Below are 17,202 nucleotides of genomic sequence, written 5' to 3' on the forward strand. Positions count from 1 at the left end.
TCGCGCCCACGCGGCGGAGCCGCATATCGATACAGCCCCGCGCCCCTATGCGGGCTACGCCCGCGGGGACCGGTGGGAGCCGGTCGCCCCCACCGGGCCGCAACCACCCGACATCTGCGGGCGCAGCCCGCAAAGGGGCGCGGGGAACTGCGCGACCAGCCCTCACCGGCCCGCAGCCGCCCGACCGCCCCCAGACGCCCCTTCCCCCGGCGCACAAGACACGGCCCACCAGACCCCGGACGTACAACAACGGCCCGCCGCGCAGAAAGCGCCGCGGGCCGTCGGAGAGGGCCTCTACCCGTGGACCCCGGCCTTCATCAGGGTGATACGCGAGCCGGCGCAGCCCACCGCCGCCGTCCGGCCGTTCGGTACGTCTGCCGCGTGTGTGCCCCGCAGCAGGAGGATCAGGGCCTGCCGGGTGAGCCGGGGCACGGAGTACAGGGGCTGGGCACCCGGTGCCAGGTGTTCCCGTACGAGATGGACGTCGACGAGGTAGTCGAGAAGCGTCTCGGTGTCACCGGTGCCCGGGCGCAGCCGTGCGATCACCTCGTCGAGGCTCCAGCGGGGGCGCTCGCGCTGCAGCAGCAGGTGCAGCAACTCCTGGGAGGGAACGGGAAGATGCCGGTGACTGGCGGCCACCGTGGTCATCAACGACTGGGTCCCGGCGGGGAGTTCGAGCAGCATCCGGTGGTTGCCGCGCAGCCGCACCGCCAGCCGCCCGGCCGACCAGCCCGGCCGGGCGGTGAGCCGACCGGACACCGCCCGGATCGCCAGGGGCAGTCCCTCGCACAGGCCCATCAGCTCGTGCACGGCGGCGGGGTCGTCCTGCCGGGACCGCTCCCCGGCGACCCGGTCGTACAGCTGGAGGGACTCCTCCCCCGACAGGGCGTTGAGCACGATCTTGCGTCCGGTGGAGAGGCTGTGCGCCCGGTAGCGGTTGGTGGCGATCACCGCGCAGCCGGAGCCGCCCGGCAGTACGGCACGGATCTGGGAGGCGGTGAGCACGTCGTCGACCACGACCAGCACCCTGCGGTCGGCGGTCCAGGTGCGGAAGAGCCGGCTGAGCTCGTCGAGTCCGGCGGGCTGTTTCTCGCGTTGGACGCCACACGCGCCGAGGCAGGCCGACAGCACGTCGGCGAGCTGCTGGGAGCCCTCGCCCACGGCGGACAGGTCGATGAAGAGCTGTCCGTCGGGAAAGCGCGGGCGCAGCCGGTGCGCGGCACGGACGGCGAACGCGCTCTTGCCGACGCCGGGCGGGCCGTGGACCTCCACCACCCGCATGCCGGTGCTGGCCCGGTCCGAGCCGAGGAAGGTCTCCAGCTGGTCCAGTTCCCGTTCCCGGCCGACGAAGTCACCGATGTCGGCGGGAAGTTGGGCCGGTCCGGGCACGGGCCTGCGTGGGGCGGGGGCGGCCTCGGTCTTGACCGGCCCCCTGAGATGACCGCGGTCCGCGAGCACCTCCTGGTGGAGGCGCTGGAGTTGGGCCGAGGGCTCCAGGCCCAGTTCCTCGACGAGATGACCGCGCAGGGTGCGGAAGGTGTTGAGGGCGTCCGGCCGGCGACCGCAGCGGTGCAGCGCCCGCATGAGCTGTCCGGCGAACGCCTCGTGGGTCGGATGGGCGCGGAATGCCTCGGCCAGCTCGTCCAGCACGGCGTGGTGACGGCCGAGGTCCAGCTCCAAGGAGAAACGTTGCTCCTGGACGCTCTTGCGGCGCTCCTCAAGCTGGGTCGACCAGGCCGAAAGCCGGCGTCCGGCAATGACGTCGACCAGAGCTCCGCCCTGCCACAGGGAAAGGGCTTCCTTCAGTGTGCGGGCCGCCTCGTCCCCGGCACCGGTGCGGTGCCGGGCCATACCCTGCTCGGTGAGCTGCTCGAAACGGTAGGCGTCCACCGACTGTTTGTCCTCCAGGCGCAGTTCGTACCCACCCACCCTGGTCAGGAGTGCGGGGTAGCCGTGCGGCGGACGGGTTCCGAATGGCGCGCCGTGCTGTCCGGTGGCCAGCAGCAGTCTGCGGCGCAGTTGATAAATGTAGGTTTGCAAGGTGGTCAGCGCGCTGAGCGGCGGCCGATCCTCCCACAGCTCCTCGCACAGCTGGTCCACGCTGACCAGCGAGTTGGCATTGAGCACCAGCAGGGCCAGTACCTGACGCAGTTTGGGGGCCGACGGTGTGACGTCCTCCCCGTTCCTGCGTACTCGCATGGATCCCAGCAGACCGATCTCTATCACTGCATTCCCCCTGAGTGCGCCGCCTTTGTGGGGTGGCGGCCATCGATGGGCCTGATATTTGGCAAGCCTGTCGGTATTCACCTTCCTGCGTCAGTCCTATTTTGGCGAAACATCCACTGCGCCTTCAGGCGGGAAATATTGCCTTTCCTTTACCGGGAACGCTTTCGCCGAAAATAGGACTGAATTCAACGAACCTTGCGCACGGCCGGAATGGAATATGGAACGCAGAATTCCGTTCCGAATACCGCGTTCCCTTTGTCCATCCGAGTCATCATATTACTTCACACACAAGGATGACAAGGTGCACATTTATTGCAGCCGCAGGGCGACCCGGTACTCCGCCAGCCAGGTGTTCAACTGCAGCACCATCTCCATGCTGGCCCGCTCCACCCACGCGAAGGCGCCGCTGGGTGCCGCCGCCGCGCCCAGCGCCGCACGGGTCGCCTCGGCGTCGAGCAGCGGGGCGACCGGGGCCGACCGGTCCTCGGCCAGGTCCCCGAAGCGGTGGCGCACGAACTCCCCGTACGCGGCCTCCTGGACGGTCGGGTAGGCGCTCTTGGGCCGGTTGAGCACCCGCTCCGGCAGCAGATCGGCGACGGCGGCGCGCAGCAGGCTCTTCTCCTGGCCGTTCACCCGCTTCAGCTCGGCCGGCACGTTGTAGACGTACTCGACCAGCGCCCGGTCGCAGAACGGCGGCCGCAGCTGCACCCCGTGCGCCATGCTCATCCGGTCCGCCCGGTCCAGATGGGTCGGGGCCCAGCGGGTCAGCGCCAGATAGGTGACCTCGCGCGCCCGGCGCTCTGCGGGCCCCTCCCCCGCCAGCCGCGGCACCTCGGTGAGGGCGTCCCGGTAGTGCTGGTCGGCGTACTCCATGAAGTCCAGCTCCTTGCGGAGCGTACGGTCCACCAGCGAGCAGCCGAGACCGCCCGCGGCGGCGTCGTGCCCGCGCTCGAAGGAGACCCACGGGAAGGTCGTGGAGTTGCTGTGGCCCGCGTCGTAGGCCCAGAAGTAGCCGTTGAACACCTCGTCGGCGGTCTCCCCCGAGAGCACGGCCGGGATGCCGGCGCCGCGCAGGGCCTCGAAGAACAGCAGCAGCGAGACGTCCATGTCGCCGAGCGGGGAGGGCACGTCCTGGCTGCGCAGCGCGGCGGCGTGCGTCTGCGGGTCGGCGAGTGCCGCGGTGTCGAGCAGGATCTCGGTGTGCTCGGTGCCGATGTGTTCGGCCGCGAGGGCCGCGTAGGGGGCGTCCGGGGTGGCGCGCATGGTCGGATGCGGCTCGAAGTTCTCCGCGTAGCCCGCGAAGTTCACCGAGAACGAGCGGAGTGCGCCGCCCCCCGCCGCCTGCCTCTCACGGGCCGCGAGCGCGGTCAGCGCGCTGGAGTCGATCCCTCCGGAGAGCATCGCGCCGACCGGCACGTCCGCCCGCAGATGCGCGGCCACCGCCTCCGACAGCAGACCCCGCACGGTGGCGACGGTGGTCTCCAGGCTGTCGGTGTGCGGCCGGGCGGGCAGCGACCAGTAGCGCCGGTGACCGGTGCCCGGCGCGCGCACGGTCATCGTGTGGCCTGGCAGCACCTCGCGCGTCCCGCGGAAGACCCCGGTGCCCGGCTTGCGGCTGTGCGCGAACAGTTCCCGCAGCCCGTCGGCGTCGACCACCGGCGCCACCGCCGTATGGGCCAGCAGCGCCTTGGGCTCGGAGCCGAAGACCACCCCGGACGGGGTCAGGAAGTAGCACAGCGGCTTCACTCCCAACCGGTCGCGGACCAGCAGCAGTTCATGCCGCCGTACGTCCCACACGGCCAGGGCGAACAGCCCCTCCAGCCGCTCCGGGAACGTGGCACCCCACTCCAGATAGGCGTGCAGCGCCACCTCCGCGTCGCCGCGCCCGGCGAACCGGTGCCCCTTGGCGGCCAGTTCGCGGCGCAGCTCGGTGTGGTTGGTGATCGCCCCGTCCAGGGTCAGCACGGCCACCGGGCGCCCGGCCTCGGACTCCATGACGGCCGGCTGCGCACCGTGCTCCGGGTCGAGCAGCGCGAGCCGCCGGTGGGCCAGCGCGGCATGCCCCTCGATCCACTCGCCCGAACCGTCGGGGCCGCGGTGCGCCAGCGCCGCCGCCATCGCCCGTACGGTGGGCGCCTCGGGCGTCAGGTCCCGCTCGAAGTCCACCCAGCCGGCGATTCCGCTCATCGTGGTGTCCTCTCGTTCGCTGCGTGTGAGGTGCCTGATGTATCTGACCTGCCTGAAGCACCTGAAGTGCCTGAAGTGGAGGTGCTGTCGGAGGCCGGGAGGTGGGTGACCTCCACCAGACAGAGCCCGTGGCGGACGACGGCCTCCCGGAACTCGTAGAGCCCCGGCGCCCCTTCGCCGCGCACCGCGATGCCCAGCCGGCGCGGGGCCGCCTCCCCGTATCCGCGGTACAGCTCCAGATAGCCGCGCGCGGTGCGCTCCGCGTCGTCGACCAGCGCGAACCGCACCGGCCGCCGCCGCCCGCGCCAGGTCAGCTCACCTTCCGCGCCGCCCGCGAAGTTGTGCCGCCAGCCGCTGCCGGTCGCGACCACCAGCGCGCCGCCGAGGGCGTGCACCCCGGCGGGCACGGTGTACGGCCGTCCGCTGCGCCGTCCCGTGAAGTGCAGCAGCGCGAGCCGCTCGGCCACCGGACCGGGCTCGGGACCGGACAGCAGCTCCCGCATCCGGGCGTCGGCCGCCGCTCGCTCCTCCCCCTCCGGCAGATCGCGTACGACGGCGGGGCTCACGTCAGCACCACCGCGAGGGCCGTCAGCGCACAGCCCGCGATCGCGAGGCAGGTGCGCACCAGGTGCCAGTCGCGCCAGGCCGGACGGGGATCCCGCCAGCCGGCGCCCAGGTCCTCGGGCCGGGTCCGCTTGACCGTCCGGTTGATCGGCACGTTCCTGGTCTGCGAGACCACGGCCACCCCGGCCATGCAGACGGCGGCGGCCGCGAACAGCACCCGGGGGCCGCCCGAGGCGCGGATCGCGAACCCCACGTCGACGGCCGTGGAGCCGGTGACGATGAACGGCATGATCCGGTCGTAGCGTCTGCCGAGCAGGATGTGCGTGGACACGTAACGCTCCGGCGTCATCGCGATCAGCGCGGGCATCACGCTCACCGCCACCGCGAAGAGCACCCCCGCCACCAGGCCGGTGCCCGTCAGCACCAGCACACTCAAAGCCTCCACCACCGCTTTCGCCCTCCTTCGAGCCTTGCCCCGCACTTCGGGCCTGGAACAGCTCGAACCTGTCAGCCGCACCTCGGACGGCACTCGAATCCCCCTGGGAGCGCGCCGCTCCGCACAGGCCCCGTTCGCCCGCGCCGCGAGCCCGGTTCGAGGGGGCGGGTGTTGCATCGGCCGCCGAACCCCGAGCGCGAATCCGAGGGCGAACCCGGGTGCGAACCCGAGGGCATTGCCCCTCCCATCCTCAGGAGCCGGTATGGCGGACGAGACGACCGAAGTACTCATCGTGGGCGGCAGCATGGTGGGCCTCGCCCAGGCCCTGTTCCTCGCCCGGCAGGGCATCCGGCCGCTGCTGGTGGAACGGCACGCGGAGATCTCGGCGCACCCCCGGGCGCAGGCCGCGAGCCCGCGCACCATGGAGCTGCTGCGCGCCCTCGGCCTCGAGGACGCGGTACGGGCCCGGGAGAACCCGCACGCCCAGTACGGCGACATCCTCCAGGCGGAGTCCCTCACCGGGCCCGAACTCGGGCGCTTCGACGGGCCGTTCCGTCACGACCCGAACGACGTGGGCACCACCGGCTGGACGCTGATCGGGCAGGACCGGCTCGAACCGGTGCTGCGGGACGGGGCCGAGGAACTCGGCGCGGACATCCGGTTCGCCACCGAGATGACGGGGTTCACCCAGGACGCGGAGGGCGTCACGGCCGTACTGCGCGACCTGGGCGACGGCTCGGAACGGACCGTACGAGCCCGCTACCTGGTGGCGGCCGACGGCTCACGGGCACCCATCCGTGAGTCACTCGGCATCGGCCATCACGGGCAGGGCGTGTTCGGCCGGCAGATGAACGTCGTCTTCCACGCCGACCTCGACCCGTACGTGGCGGGCCGCGCCTTCTTCCTCTGCTTCGTCAGCAACCCGCAGGTCAAGGGCGTACTCGGCAAGCTCGGCGGCGCGGACTCCGACCGCTGGGTCCTGGCGCCGAGCCTGCCGCCCGGGTCCGACCATCGCGGGTACGGCACCGAGGACTGCGTGGAGCTGGTGCGGGCCGCCGTAGGGGTCTCCGACCTGCCGGTCGAGGTGGAGTCCGCGACGAGCTGGGAGATCGCCGCCTGGGTGGCGGACCGGTTCCGCTCCGGGCGGGTGCTGCTGGCCGGCGACTGCGCGCACGTCATGCCGCCCACCGGGGGGTTCGGCGGCAACATGGGCATCCAGGACGCGCACAACCTGGCGTGGAAGCTGGCGCTGGTGCTGCGCGGGGAGGCGGGTCCCGACCTGCTGGACACCTACGAACAGGAACGGGCCCCGGTGGCCGAGTTCACCGTGGACCAGGGCGTCATCCGTTACCTCCAGCGCAGCGGCCTCGACGAGGCGGCCGCGGCCCGCCACCGCCCCGAGACCACGGTCCTCTTCGGCCACGTGTACCGCTCGGACGCGGTCCTGCGGGAGGCAGGCGACGACGACGCCACGGCGGTCGAGGACCCGACGACCCCCACGGGCCGCCCCGGCACCCGCGCCCCGCACCTCCCCCTGGTCCGCCAGGGCAAGGAAGTCCCCCTGCACGACCTCCTGGACGGCGACTTCTGGCTCCTGACCGGCCCCGAAGGCAGCGCATGGCAGCCGGCCGCCGAGGTGCTGCGGGGCGTCTCCTTCCACCGCGTCGGCACGGAGGAACCCCCGGAGACCGTCACCCACTTCCTCACCCGCTACGGCATCGAAGCCGCCGGCGCGGTACTGCTCCGCCCCGACGGCTTCATCGCCTGGCGCAGCCCGGGCCCGGCGCCCGACCCCACCAAGTCCCTGACAGCGGTACTCGACACCCTGCTGCGACGCCCCACCACGTAACCCCGCCCCGCACACACCACGGCCGCGGTGCTCCGAAAAGGAGCACCGCGGCCGTGACATGTACGGCTCCGCCGCACGGGCACGACCAGCCCCCACCCACTCGCAACCGACCGACCCCCTGGCGGGCGCAGCCCGCAAAGGGGCGCGGGGCTGTGACATGTACGGTCCCGCCGCACGGGCACGACCAGCCCCCGGCGGGCGCAGCCCGCATGGGGGCGCGGGGCTGTGACATGTGCGGCTACCGCCGCAAGGGCGCGACCAGCCCCCGGCGGGCGCAGCCCGCATGGGGGCGCGGGGAACTGCGCGACCAGCCCCCACCGGACCCGCAGCCGCCCACAACCGCTTCCGCAGCGGAGCTACCGGCGATCGAGAATCGTCCGCAACGCGTCGACCGCCGAGCGGTCCACGGGACCTGTACGGCCGGCCGTGGTGCGCCAGGCGACAAACCCGTCGGGCCGCACCAGAACCGCCCCGCCCGCCAACAGGCCGTAGCGGCGCCGGAAGGACCCGTCCTGGTCCCACAGCCGCGTGCCGCGCCCGATACGGACGACCTTCAGGTCGACGCCCAGCCGCCCGGCCTCCTCTTCCACCGCCCCGGGCCAGCGCCCAGCGACCTCGTCGACGAGCAGGGTGAACCCGTCGCCGTACAGATCGATGACGGACACGGGGCCCTTGGGACCGGAGAGTTCGAGGTGCGGAGCCCGCGCTCCGGGCCGTGCGCCGGGATGTTCCGGGTCCTCGACGATCGTGTCCGGAGCCCCCTCCTCCGCGGCGAAGGCACCGGCCCGGTAGCAGTACCCGAACGTCATCGTCGTCTCGTCCAGCAGCTCGGCGGCGACCTCCTGGTACTGCTTGCCCTCCCGCACCGCGAACCGCAGCATCGCCTGCCGGACGGTCTCCTCGGCCACCGGCCGCCGCTCGGCGTCGTAGCTCTCCAGCAGCCCGGAACCGGCCGTGCCGGACAGCACCAGGGCCAGCTTCCAGGCCAGGTTGTACGCGTCCTGGATACCGGTGCTGGCGCCGAACGCCCCGGTGGGCGGCATCACATGGGCGGCGTCACCGGCGACGAACACCCGGCGGGTCGCGAAGGTGTCCGCCACGCGCGCGGAGATGTCCCACGCGGGCATGTCCACCGACTCGATCTTCAACGGCAGGTCGGGCACCCCGACCGCGGCCCGCACCAGGGCGGTGCAGCGCTCCTCGGTGAAGTCCGCGGCGCGCTGGCCCTGTTCGGGGGAGAAGGAGACGTTGATGACCCAGCGGCGGTCGTTGTCGATGGGGATGATCGTGCCGCGCACCTCGGGGTTGTTGACGTACGCCGCGATGATCCGGCGGCTGCGCAGCACCTCGGTCAGGTCCGCCTCGAAGAAGAAGCTGACGAGGTCGGTGATGGTGCCCCGCCCGTGCGCCCCGATGCCCAGCATCTCGCGCAGCGGACTGCGGCTGCCGTCCGCCGCGATCACGTACTGGGCGCGGATCTCCGAACTCCCTCCGGTGGAAAGGTCGGTGACGCGGACCAGCACTCCTTCCGCGTCCTCCTCCACACCGTCGACGCGAGTGGAGAAGCGGACGTCCGCGCCCGCCTCGACCGCCCGCTCCCGCAGGATCGGCTCCAGCTGGTTCTGGTCGATCAGCGTCCACTGGGTGGGGCTGATCCGGCCGATGTCCTCGGGAGAGGCGTTGGGCATCCGCACACGTTCCTTGCCCGCGAGGCTCTCCACGTGCACGAGGTCGGTGTTGCCGGAGATGGGGGAGCGCCCGGCCCGTACCCGCTCCTCCATGCCGACCGCGCGGTACAGCTCCATCGTCCGCGGGTTGATGGCCCGGGCCTTGGGGTGGGTGGAGGTGTCCGGGTGGCGCTCCACCACCGTGGCACGGACGCCGTGGTGGGCGAGGAAGACGGCCGCCGACAGTCCGGTCAGCCCACCGCCGACGATGAGCACGGGTATCTGGTCCTGCTTCATGCTGCCTCCTTGCTTCCCGCTGCCGGCTTGTGGGCGGTGACCAGGGTGTGGGTGCCGAGCAGGGGCTCGGCGGTACCGTCGGTGAAGCCCGCCGCGCGCAGCCAGGCCCGGCAGTCCGCCACCCGGTACTCGGAGCCGTCGGGGCTGACCAGACGCATGTGCAGGCTGCTGAGCAGCCGCTCCGGGTCGCTGCGGTCGTCGTCGATCATGCGGTCGTAGACGAGGACCGTGCCGCCGGGCCGCACCGCGTCGAAGACCCGGCCGAGCAGCTCGCGCCGCCGCCCGGTGTCGAAGCCGTGCAGGATGTGGCCGAGGACGACGACGTCGGCCGGCGGGACCGGGTCGGCGAAGAAGTCGCCGCCGGCGAAGGCGATCCGGTCGGCGAGGCCCAGACCGCCGATGTGTTCGGTGAACAGCGGCCGGGTCCGCTCCAGATCGAAGCAGGTGGCCTCCAGATGGGGGTGCGCCTGCACCAGCACGGCCGCGAGGTTGCCGCGCGCCCCGCCGAGGTCGACGAACGAGGAGTGGCGGCCCCAGTCGATCCGCCGGGCGAGTTCCGCGCCCATCCGGTCGCTGTAGGCGTCGAGTCCGGCGAGGAACCGTTTCATCTTGGCGGGGTCCTGGTGCCGGTCCCCGACGAAGCCGCCCTTGTCCGGGTCGAGGTGCTGGGGCTCGCCGGAGCGCAGCGCCTCGGTGAGCCGGCCCCAGGTGCCGTACAGCGTCTCGTTGGTGAGCTCGACGAAGCCGCCGAGGTAGGAGGAGGAGTCCGGCACCAGATAGGTCTGCGCCAGCGGGGAGTTGCGGTAGTGGCCGCCCTCCGTGCGCTCCAGCAGCCCGAGTCCGACCAGCGCGTCCAGGAAGTCCGGGACCATCCGGTGGTGCAGCCCGGTACGCCGGGCCAGTTCGGCGGAGTCCGCGGGGCGGCCCTCGGCGAGCGCGCCGAACACACCGAGGGTCACGGCGCTGTGCAGCACTTTGGCGGCGCAGTCGGCGATGGTCAGCCGGATCAGCGGTCCGGGATCGACCGCCGGTGCCGTCTGCGGGTCTTCGGTCGTTGTCACACGAGCCTCCTGGTCTGCCTCTGCCTCTTCTTCGGCCTGCGGCCTGCGGCCTGCGTTCCGGCGCGGCCTGCGTTCTGCGTCGTACGGCCGTGCAGTGCCGACGATGTCCGCGAGCCGTCGATTCGGGCTCGAAGGGCGCTGAAGGGGCGGAGTGCGGAGGCGGACGGGAGAGAGCCGCCCTCCCCGTACGGGAAGGGCGGCTCTCGGCGGCGGAGGAGCGTGGTCAGTTCTCCTCGGCCACCGCTTCGTGCCCCTGGTGGTCCTCACCGCGCAGCGGGAGGTTCTTCATCGCCAGGGCTGCCAGCAGCCCCAGGACGAGGACCGGTACGGCGGTGAGGAACACGGGGGTGAGTGCGGCGGCGTACGACTGCTCCACGGCGTGCCGCACGGGCTCGGTGAGTCTGTCGAGCGTCTCGGTCGAGGACAGCGCGTCGTGGTCGATGCCGCGCAGCGCGTCCGCGGGCGTCCGGTCGGCGATCTCCTCGGTGAGCCGGTTGTAGAAGATCGAGGCGAACAGCGAGATGCCCACGGTGGTGCCGAGCTGGCGGGCGAAGGACACGGTGGCGTGGACGGCGCCGATGTCCTCGCGGGGTGCGGTGTTCTGCGCCGCCATCGTGAGGACCTGCATGTTCAGGCCCGCCGCGATGCCGAAGACCAGCATGTAGGCGATGACCACGGCCCGGGACGTCCCGGTGTCCATGGTGGCGAGCAGCAGCGCCCCGACGATGCCGATGGCCATGCTGAGCACGGGGTACCACTTGTAACGGCCGGTCTTGGTGATCGCCGCGCCACTGACCACGGAGGAGGCGACCAGGCCGAACATCATGGGCAGCAGCACCACACCGGACATGGTCGGGCTGGCGCCGGTCACCACCTGGATGTAGATCGCCAGGAAGTTGACCGAGCCGAGGAAGACGATGCCCGCCGCGACGCTCACCAGCACGCTGACGCTGAAGGTGGAGTCGCGGAAGAGGTGCAGCGGGATGACGGGTTCGGTGGTCCGGCGCTCGGCGCCGACGAACAGCACGGCGAGCAGCACCGCGCCCGCGCCGAGTGCGAGGATCCGCCAGTCCAGCCAGTCGTACTTCACCCCGCCCCAGCTGGCCGCCAGGGTGAGCGCGACGATCGAGGCGCTGAGCAGGACGAAGCCGGTGTAGTCGATGTGCGCGGGCCGGTCGACCCTGGGCAGATGGAGACAGGTGGCGACCAGCGCCAGGATCACGACGCCCACGGGCAGGTTGATCAGGAAGACCCAGTGCCAGCTCAGCAGGTCGGTGAGCGCACCGCCGACGGCGGGACCGGAGAGCGCGGCGAGGGCGAAGACGATGCCGAAGAGGTTGAAGTACCTGGCGGCTTCGCGCGGGTTGAACAGCTCCCCGATGATGGCGAGCACGGAGACGAACAGGCCGCCGGCTCCGATGCCCTGCACGGTGCGGAACAGGATGAGCTGTTCCATCGACTGGGCCGCGCCGCTCAGCGCGGAGCCGACGAGGAACACGGTCACGGCGATCAGGAAGATCTTCTTCCGGCCGAAGAGGTCGCCGAGCTTGCCGTAGACGGGCGTGGTGACGCTGGCGGCGATGATGTACGCGGTCGTCACCCAGGCGAACACCTCCAGGCCGCCGAGGTCCCCGACGATGCGGGGCAGCGCGGTGGCCACGACCTGCGAGTCCAGCATGGCCAGGAAGACGGCCAGCAGACAGGCGGCGATGACGGGTTTGATCCGGGTCTGGGGTGCGGGACCTGCGGCGGTGAGCGGGCCGCCGGTCCCTGTGGTCCGGGAGGGCACGGTGATTCGCCTTTCGGGCTGGATTGGGTGCCATCCCCGTCCACCGGCCGCGGTGGCCGGCGTCGTCTGCGGACGTGGGTCCGTCAGGGGATTGCCGTGGGAGTTGCGCCGTACGGCACGAGTGCTTCTCGTGTGCCTCTCGTGCCGTACGGCGGGTGGCCGGTCACGTACGGGGGACGACCGTGACCTGCCACGTCGGTCGGGAGACGGCCGGTCGTGGGCCCCGTGTCAGGGGACGAGCACGATCTTGCCCAACTGGGCGCGCGCCTCCATCAGTTCGTGCGCCTTGACCGCGTCCTCGATGCCGAGCCGCTCGTGCACGACCGGGCGCACCTTGCCGGTGGCGATCATGTCGAACAGGTCGCGCTGACCGGCCGCGATGGCCTCCGGCTTGTTGTAGAGCATGGCGTACAGGGCGAATCCCGCCACGGTCTTCATCCGGCTGAGCAGCAGCGGGTGGATGGGCTGGATGTCGCCGCTGGCCGAGCCGTAGAAGACCAGCCGGCCGAACTGGGCGGTGAGGGCGACGCTCTTGGTGAGGATGTCCCCGCCGACGGTCTCCAGGACGACGTCCACGCCCCGGCCGCCGGTCGCGGCCTTGACCTGCTCGTCCCAGTCGTCGTCGGTGTAGTTGACGGTGACATCGGCACCGAGCTCGCGCACGAAATCCAGCTTGGCCTGCGTGCTCGCGGTGGCGATCACCTTGCCGGCGCCCATCGCCTTGGCGATCTGCACGGCGAGGTGGCCCACGCCCCCGGAGGCGGCGTCGATCAGGATCGACTCGCCCGGCTGGAGCTGGCCGGCCTCCTTGATGGCGTGGTACGCGGTCTGGGCCGGGCTGGGCAGCAGGGTCGCCTCGGCGGCGTCCATGGTGTCCGGGATGGTGATGGCCCAGGCGGCGTCGGCGGTGACGTGGTCGGCGTAGGCGCTGTGGTCGACGTCGACGACGATGCGGTCCCCGACGCGGAGGGTGGTGACGCCCTCACCGAGGGCCTCGACGACGCCGGCGACATCGCCGCCGGGGGCGCCGGGCAGGGTGGCGTGGCCGCCGATCGGGATGCCCTGGCGGCGCTGTACCTCGGCGAACGTGACGCCGACGGCTTCGGAGCGGATCAGCACTTCGCCCGGTCCGGGCTGCGGCTTCTCCGCCTCTTCGACACGCAGCACCGAGGGGGCCCCGTGCTCGTAGTGGCGGACGATTCGCATGGTGTTCTCCCAACTAGGAGGTGTTTTCGAGCCGCGGATGGTCGTCGCGGCTCCGCCCAGGGATCCGGGTTACGGGGGTGCGGGGTTACCGAGGTCAATTACATGCGTAAATGCATGTGCTTGTCAATGTGCATATCGATGCCGATGCTCAGATAACCCGTGGTACTCAGGGAACGAGCACGACGCGGCCGAGCTGGGAGCGCGACTCCATCAGCTCGTGCGCGGCCGCCGCGTCCTTCAGCGGCAGCTCGGCGTGCACGACGGGCCGGACCTTGCCGGACGACACCATGTCCAGCAGCTCGCGAGCGCCCGCGGCCATGACGTCCGGCCGGTTGCCCATCACGCCCCACATGCTGAAGCCCATGACGGTGCGGTTGTCGAAGATGTCACCGACCTCGATGGCCGGCAGCTCGCCGCCCGCCGCGCCGTAGACCACCGTCCGCCCGAACTGGGCGGTGAGGTTCACACACTTGGTGAGGACGTCCCCGCCCACGGTCTCCAGGGCGACGTCCACGCCCCGGCCGCCGGTCGCGGCCCGGACCTTCTCCTCCCAGCCGTCCTCGCTGTAGTCGACGGTGACGTCCGCGCCGAGCGAGGCGGCGAACGCCAGCTTCTGCGCACCGCGGGCCGCCGCGATGATCTGGCCCGCGCCGAGCGCCTTGGCCATCTGGACCAGCAGATGGCCGATACCGCCCGCCGCGGCGGTGATCAGCACGGACTCCCCGGGCTGCAGCTTCGCCGCCGTGACGATCACGTGGTAGGCGGTCTGGCCGGGGATGGGCAGCGAGGTGGCCTGCCCGGCGTCGATCCCGTCGGGGACGGCGAACAGCCAGTCGGCGTTCGTGACGACGTACTCGGCGTACCCGTCGACGGCGACACCGGTGACCACCCGGTCGCCGACGCTCACCCGGTCGACTCCCTCGCCGACCTGCTCGACGACGCCCGCCACGTCACCGCCCGGCGAGCCGGGAAGGGTGGCGGGGCCGCCGACCGGGATGCCCTGCCGGCGCTGGCACTCGGCGAAGTTGACGCCGACCGCCTCGGTGCGGATCAGCACCTCACCAGGGCCGGGGGCGGGCTTGTCGGTCTCTTCGACGTTCAGCACCGAAGGCGCGCCGAACTCGTGGTGCCGGACGATACGCATGGACGTACTCCTCTGTGAATGACATTGCGTGTGGGGGCGTTGGGGGTGTTGCGGGTGAGTCAGGCCGGTTCGAACTCGGCGAGCGAGCGCACCGGGCCCAGGGCGGTCACCCGGCGCGGGGCGAGCCCGGCCTCGGCCGCCAGCTCGCGCAGCTGCTCGGTGGTGCGCATCCGCCCGCCCAGATAGACGAGCATCCGCAGATCCAGATCGGTCTGGTCGGTCTGTACGTCGAGCAGCCCTTCGAGGACCATGACCCGGCCGCCGGGACGGACGGCCTCGGCGCAGCGCCGCAGGATCTCGGCCGCCCGCTCGTCGGGCCAGTTCAGGAGGACGTTGGAGAGCAGATACGCGTCGCCTCCGGCAGGCAGCGGATCGAAGAAGCTGCCGACCACGGCACGGCAGCGCTCCTGGAGTCCGGCGGCCGCGAAGTCCCGCTCGGCCGCCGCCGCGGGCCCCGCCAGATCGAGGAGCGTTCCCCTCGCCTCCGGGACGGCGCCGACGACGGCCGCGAGCAGCTCGCCGCTGCCGCCGCCCACGTCGACCACATGCCGTACGGCCTTCCAGTCGCCCTGTGCCAGCAGCTCGGGGATCACCCACCGCATGCTCGCCGCCATCCGCCGGGCGAAGGACTCCGCGAGCGCGTCGTCCGACTCGACGTCCGTCCAGAACTCCCGGCCGTACAGCGTGGAGTAGACGGGAGTGCCGGAGCGTACGGCGTCGAGCAGCCGGAACACCGCGGCCTCGCCCCGGCCGGTCGGGCCGTCCAGCCGGAGCCAGTCACGGCCAGAGCCGGGCACGTCGTCGCGCAGCAGGCCGCCGAGCTCGGTCGGCTCGTAACCCCCGTCGGGGAGCGGGCGGTAGATGCCGGCGTTCACCAGGTGACCGAGGAGCCGGCCCAGCGCGACGGGGTCCACGCCCGCCTCGCGGGCCAGCGACTCGACGCCGACCGCTCCGGCCGCCATGTGGTCCGAGAGTCGGAGCGTGGCGGCCACTCTGATCGCCATGGGGGTGATCAGGTCGCTCTTCGTCAGCAACTCCTGCGACCAGGGTGGGCTGGTGGAAGGGCTGGTGGGTGGGCTGGTGGAGGGACTGGTGGGGGAACTGATCACGTCGTCCTCGCAGTAAGGGAAGGGGAGCCGGGGATCCGTGAGGGGGGACCCGTCGTCAGACCGTGCCGAACCAGGTGGTGAGGGCGGTGGTCAGCGACTCCCGCTGCTCCGCCTCCGGCATGTCCCGGTCCGCGGCCCAGGCGACGTAGCCGTCGGGGCGGACCAGCAGACCGGCCAGCTCCGGCTCCTGGGCGCACTGCGCCCGGACGTGCTGGAGCCGTCCGGCCCAGCCGACACCCGCGGCCCACTTCTCGTACACCTGGCCGATCTGCGAGCCGTCGGTCAGGTCGAGCAGCAGACCGGTGCCGCGCTTCAGGTACCTGGGGAGGGACTTGTCGCCCTCCTCGGTGGCCAGTTCCAGGTCGCGGGCGAAGTCGCCGAGCAGCCGGTGCTCGGGACCGTCGATCGCGTAGCGGACGGTGACGCCGCTGAGCATCTCGGCGAGATGGCGGTTCACCTGCTCCTTGCGCATGAGGTCGGTGAAGAGCTCGCGCAACGGGGTGACGTACGGGTCCGGGTTCATCAGCGCGATCTGCGCACGGGTGTTGGCCAGCACCTTGCGGGCCGGCGCCTGGCGCTCACGGTCGTAGCTGTCGAGCAGGTCCTCGGGAGCCCAGCCGTGCACACTCGCGGCGAGCTTCCAGCCGAGGTTGAAGGCGTCCTGGAGGCCGAGGTTGACGCCCTGGCCGCCCACCGGGAAGTGGGTGTGGGCGGCGTCGCCCGCGATCAGCAGCCGGCCCTCGCGGTAACGGTCGGCCTGGCAGGCGGAGTCGGTGAAGACGGAGAGCCAGCGCGGCGAGTGCGCGCCGAGGTCGCTGCCCCAGATCTCGCGCAGGCTCGCGGTCAGCTCGTCCAGGGTGAGCTCCGCGTCCGGCTCCCGGTCGGCCTGGAAGTCGAACGTGGACACCCGGTGGTAGGTGTCGTCCAGCGGTACGCAGAACAGCAGTCCGCGTTCGGTGCGCTCCATGCCCATGGGGGCGTTCTCCCGGTCGGCGAGGATCACGTCGCCGAGCCGGGCGGTGACCCGGCCGCCGGTGCCGGGGAAGTCGATGCCGGCTTCCCGGCGGACCAGGCTGCGCCCGCCGTCGCAGCCCACGGCGTACCGGGCGCGCAGGGTGTAGGCGCCGTCGGGGCCGGTCACCTCGGCCTCGACGCCGTCGGCGTCCTGGCGTATGGCGGTGACCTCGTGACCCCTTCGGATGTCGGCGCCGAACTCGGCGGCGCGCTCCTCCAGGAGCCGCTCGGTCCTGGTCTGCTCGGAGAGCAGGGCGTAGCCGTGGGCGCTGTCGAGGGTGGAGAAGTCGACCCACTCGTCGAGCCCGGCGAAGTGGCCGTTGTTCCAGGAGCGGGCGCCCTCGCGGAACCGTTTGAGCAGGCCGCGCCGGTCGAGCGATTCCAGGGAGCGGGCGTGCAGGCCGAAGGCCTTGGAGTGCGGGGTGCGTTCGGGCAGCCGCTCCAGCACCACGGCCCGGACCCGGGAGATGCGGAGTTCGGCGGCGAGCAGCATGCCGACGGGGCCGCCGCCCACGACGAGTACGTCGAAGTCGTAGGCGGAGTCGTAGTCGATCTGGAAGTCGCGGTCGGTCGTCTCGGTGGCCATGTGTGGCCCCTTCCTGAAGGAGTCCCGGGATATATGTTGGTGAGCAGGTATATGCTTTAAGTCATGC

General features: G+C 71.7%; 13 protein-coding genes. 2 read left to right on the forward strand and 11 right to left on the reverse strand.

The window, feature by feature from the left end; translation table 11 throughout:
- Positions 1-294: 294 nt before the first annotated feature.
- The 4 genes from ACZ5VD_RS12765 to ACZ5VD_RS12780 all read right to left on the reverse strand — a co-directional run bounded on the left by ACZ5VD_RS12765 (position 295) and on the right by ACZ5VD_RS12780 (position 5,425).
- Positions 295-2,199 (reverse strand): AfsR/SARP family transcriptional regulator, encoded by a 1,905-nt coding sequence (locus ACZ5VD_RS12765; RefSeq protein ID WP_468682230.1) that lies wholly within the window; start codon positions 2,197-2,199, stop codon positions 295-297.
- Between the two features lie 336 nt (positions 2,200-2,535).
- On the reverse strand, positions 2,536-4,413 hold the full coding sequence (gene asnB, locus ACZ5VD_RS12770; protein ID WP_468682231.1) for an asparagine synthase (glutamine-hydrolyzing): 1,878 nt from the start codon (positions 4,411-4,413) through the stop codon (positions 2,536-2,538).
- The gene (locus tag ACZ5VD_RS12775; RefSeq protein WP_468682232.1) at positions 4,410-4,979 is read right to left on the reverse strand and encodes a PNPOx family protein; all 570 of its coding nucleotides are present in this window, start codon (positions 4,977-4,979) and stop codon (positions 4,410-4,412) included. The genes asnB and ACZ5VD_RS12775 overlap by 4 nt, the downstream gene beginning before the upstream one ends.
- Positions 4,976-5,425, reverse strand: a complete 450-nt coding sequence (locus ACZ5VD_RS12780) for an anthrone oxygenase family protein (RefSeq protein ID WP_468550260.1) — start codon at positions 5,423-5,425, stop codon at positions 4,976-4,978. The genes ACZ5VD_RS12775 and ACZ5VD_RS12780 overlap by 4 nt, the downstream gene beginning before the upstream one ends.
- Positions 5,426-5,675: 250 nt before the next feature.
- On the opposite strand from ACZ5VD_RS12780, the gene ACZ5VD_RS12785 reads away from it, so the two are divergent.
- Positions 5,676-7,262: an FAD-dependent monooxygenase gene (locus ACZ5VD_RS12785; protein WP_468682233.1), complete on the forward strand. Its 1,587-nt coding sequence runs from the start codon at positions 5,676-5,678 to the stop codon at positions 7,260-7,262.
- 356 nt (positions 7,263-7,618) lie between these two features.
- On the opposite strand, the gene ACZ5VD_RS12790 is transcribed toward ACZ5VD_RS12785, so the two are convergent.
- The 6 genes from ACZ5VD_RS12790 to ACZ5VD_RS12815 form a co-directional block, all read right to left on the reverse strand.
- The gene (locus ACZ5VD_RS12790; RefSeq protein WP_468682234.1) at positions 7,619-9,226 is read right to left on the reverse strand and encodes an FAD-dependent oxidoreductase; all 1,608 of its coding nucleotides are present in this window, start codon (positions 9,224-9,226) and stop codon (positions 7,619-7,621) included.
- Positions 9,223-10,287: a methyltransferase gene (locus ACZ5VD_RS12795; protein WP_468682235.1), complete on the reverse strand. Its 1,065-nt coding sequence runs from the start codon at positions 10,285-10,287 to the stop codon at positions 9,223-9,225. Before ACZ5VD_RS12795 ends, ACZ5VD_RS12790 begins: the two co-directional genes overlap by 4 nt.
- Before the next feature lie 223 nt (positions 10,288-10,510).
- Positions 10,511-12,076, reverse strand: a complete 1,566-nt coding sequence (locus ACZ5VD_RS12800; RefSeq protein WP_468550256.1) for an MDR family MFS transporter — start codon at positions 12,074-12,076, stop codon at positions 10,511-10,513.
- 228 nt (positions 12,077-12,304) lie between these two features.
- The gene (locus ACZ5VD_RS12805) at positions 12,305-13,282 is read right to left on the reverse strand and encodes a quinone oxidoreductase family protein (RefSeq protein WP_468550255.1); all 978 of its coding nucleotides are present in this window, start codon (positions 13,280-13,282) and stop codon (positions 12,305-12,307) included.
- Between the two features lie 166 nt (positions 13,283-13,448).
- Positions 13,449-14,426, reverse strand: a complete 978-nt coding sequence (locus ACZ5VD_RS12810) for a quinone oxidoreductase family protein (protein ID WP_468682236.1) — start codon at positions 14,424-14,426, stop codon at positions 13,449-13,451.
- Positions 14,427-14,485: 59 nt separating this feature from the next.
- Positions 14,486-15,430 carry a methyltransferase gene (locus tag ACZ5VD_RS12815; RefSeq protein WP_468550253.1) on the reverse strand — a complete coding sequence of 315 codons (945 nt, stop codon included), beginning with the start codon at positions 15,428-15,430 and terminating at the stop codon, positions 14,486-14,488.
- Here ACZ5VD_RS12815 and ACZ5VD_RS12820 point away from each other — a divergent pair.
- Positions 15,429-15,551, forward strand: a complete 123-nt coding sequence (locus ACZ5VD_RS12820; protein WP_468682237.1) for a hypothetical protein — start codon at positions 15,429-15,431, stop codon at positions 15,549-15,551. The two genes, ACZ5VD_RS12815 and ACZ5VD_RS12820, sit on opposite strands and share 2 nt — an antisense overlap.
- A gap of 39 nt (positions 15,552-15,590) precedes the next feature.
- On the opposite strand, the gene ACZ5VD_RS12825 is transcribed toward ACZ5VD_RS12820, so the two are convergent.
- Positions 15,591-17,135, reverse strand: a complete 1,545-nt coding sequence (locus ACZ5VD_RS12825) for an FAD-dependent monooxygenase (protein ID WP_468682238.1) — start codon at positions 17,133-17,135, stop codon at positions 15,591-15,593.
- Positions 17,136-17,202 lie beyond the last annotated feature (67 nt).

Source organism: Streptomyces sp. NPDC032822, from assembly GCF_055578825.1.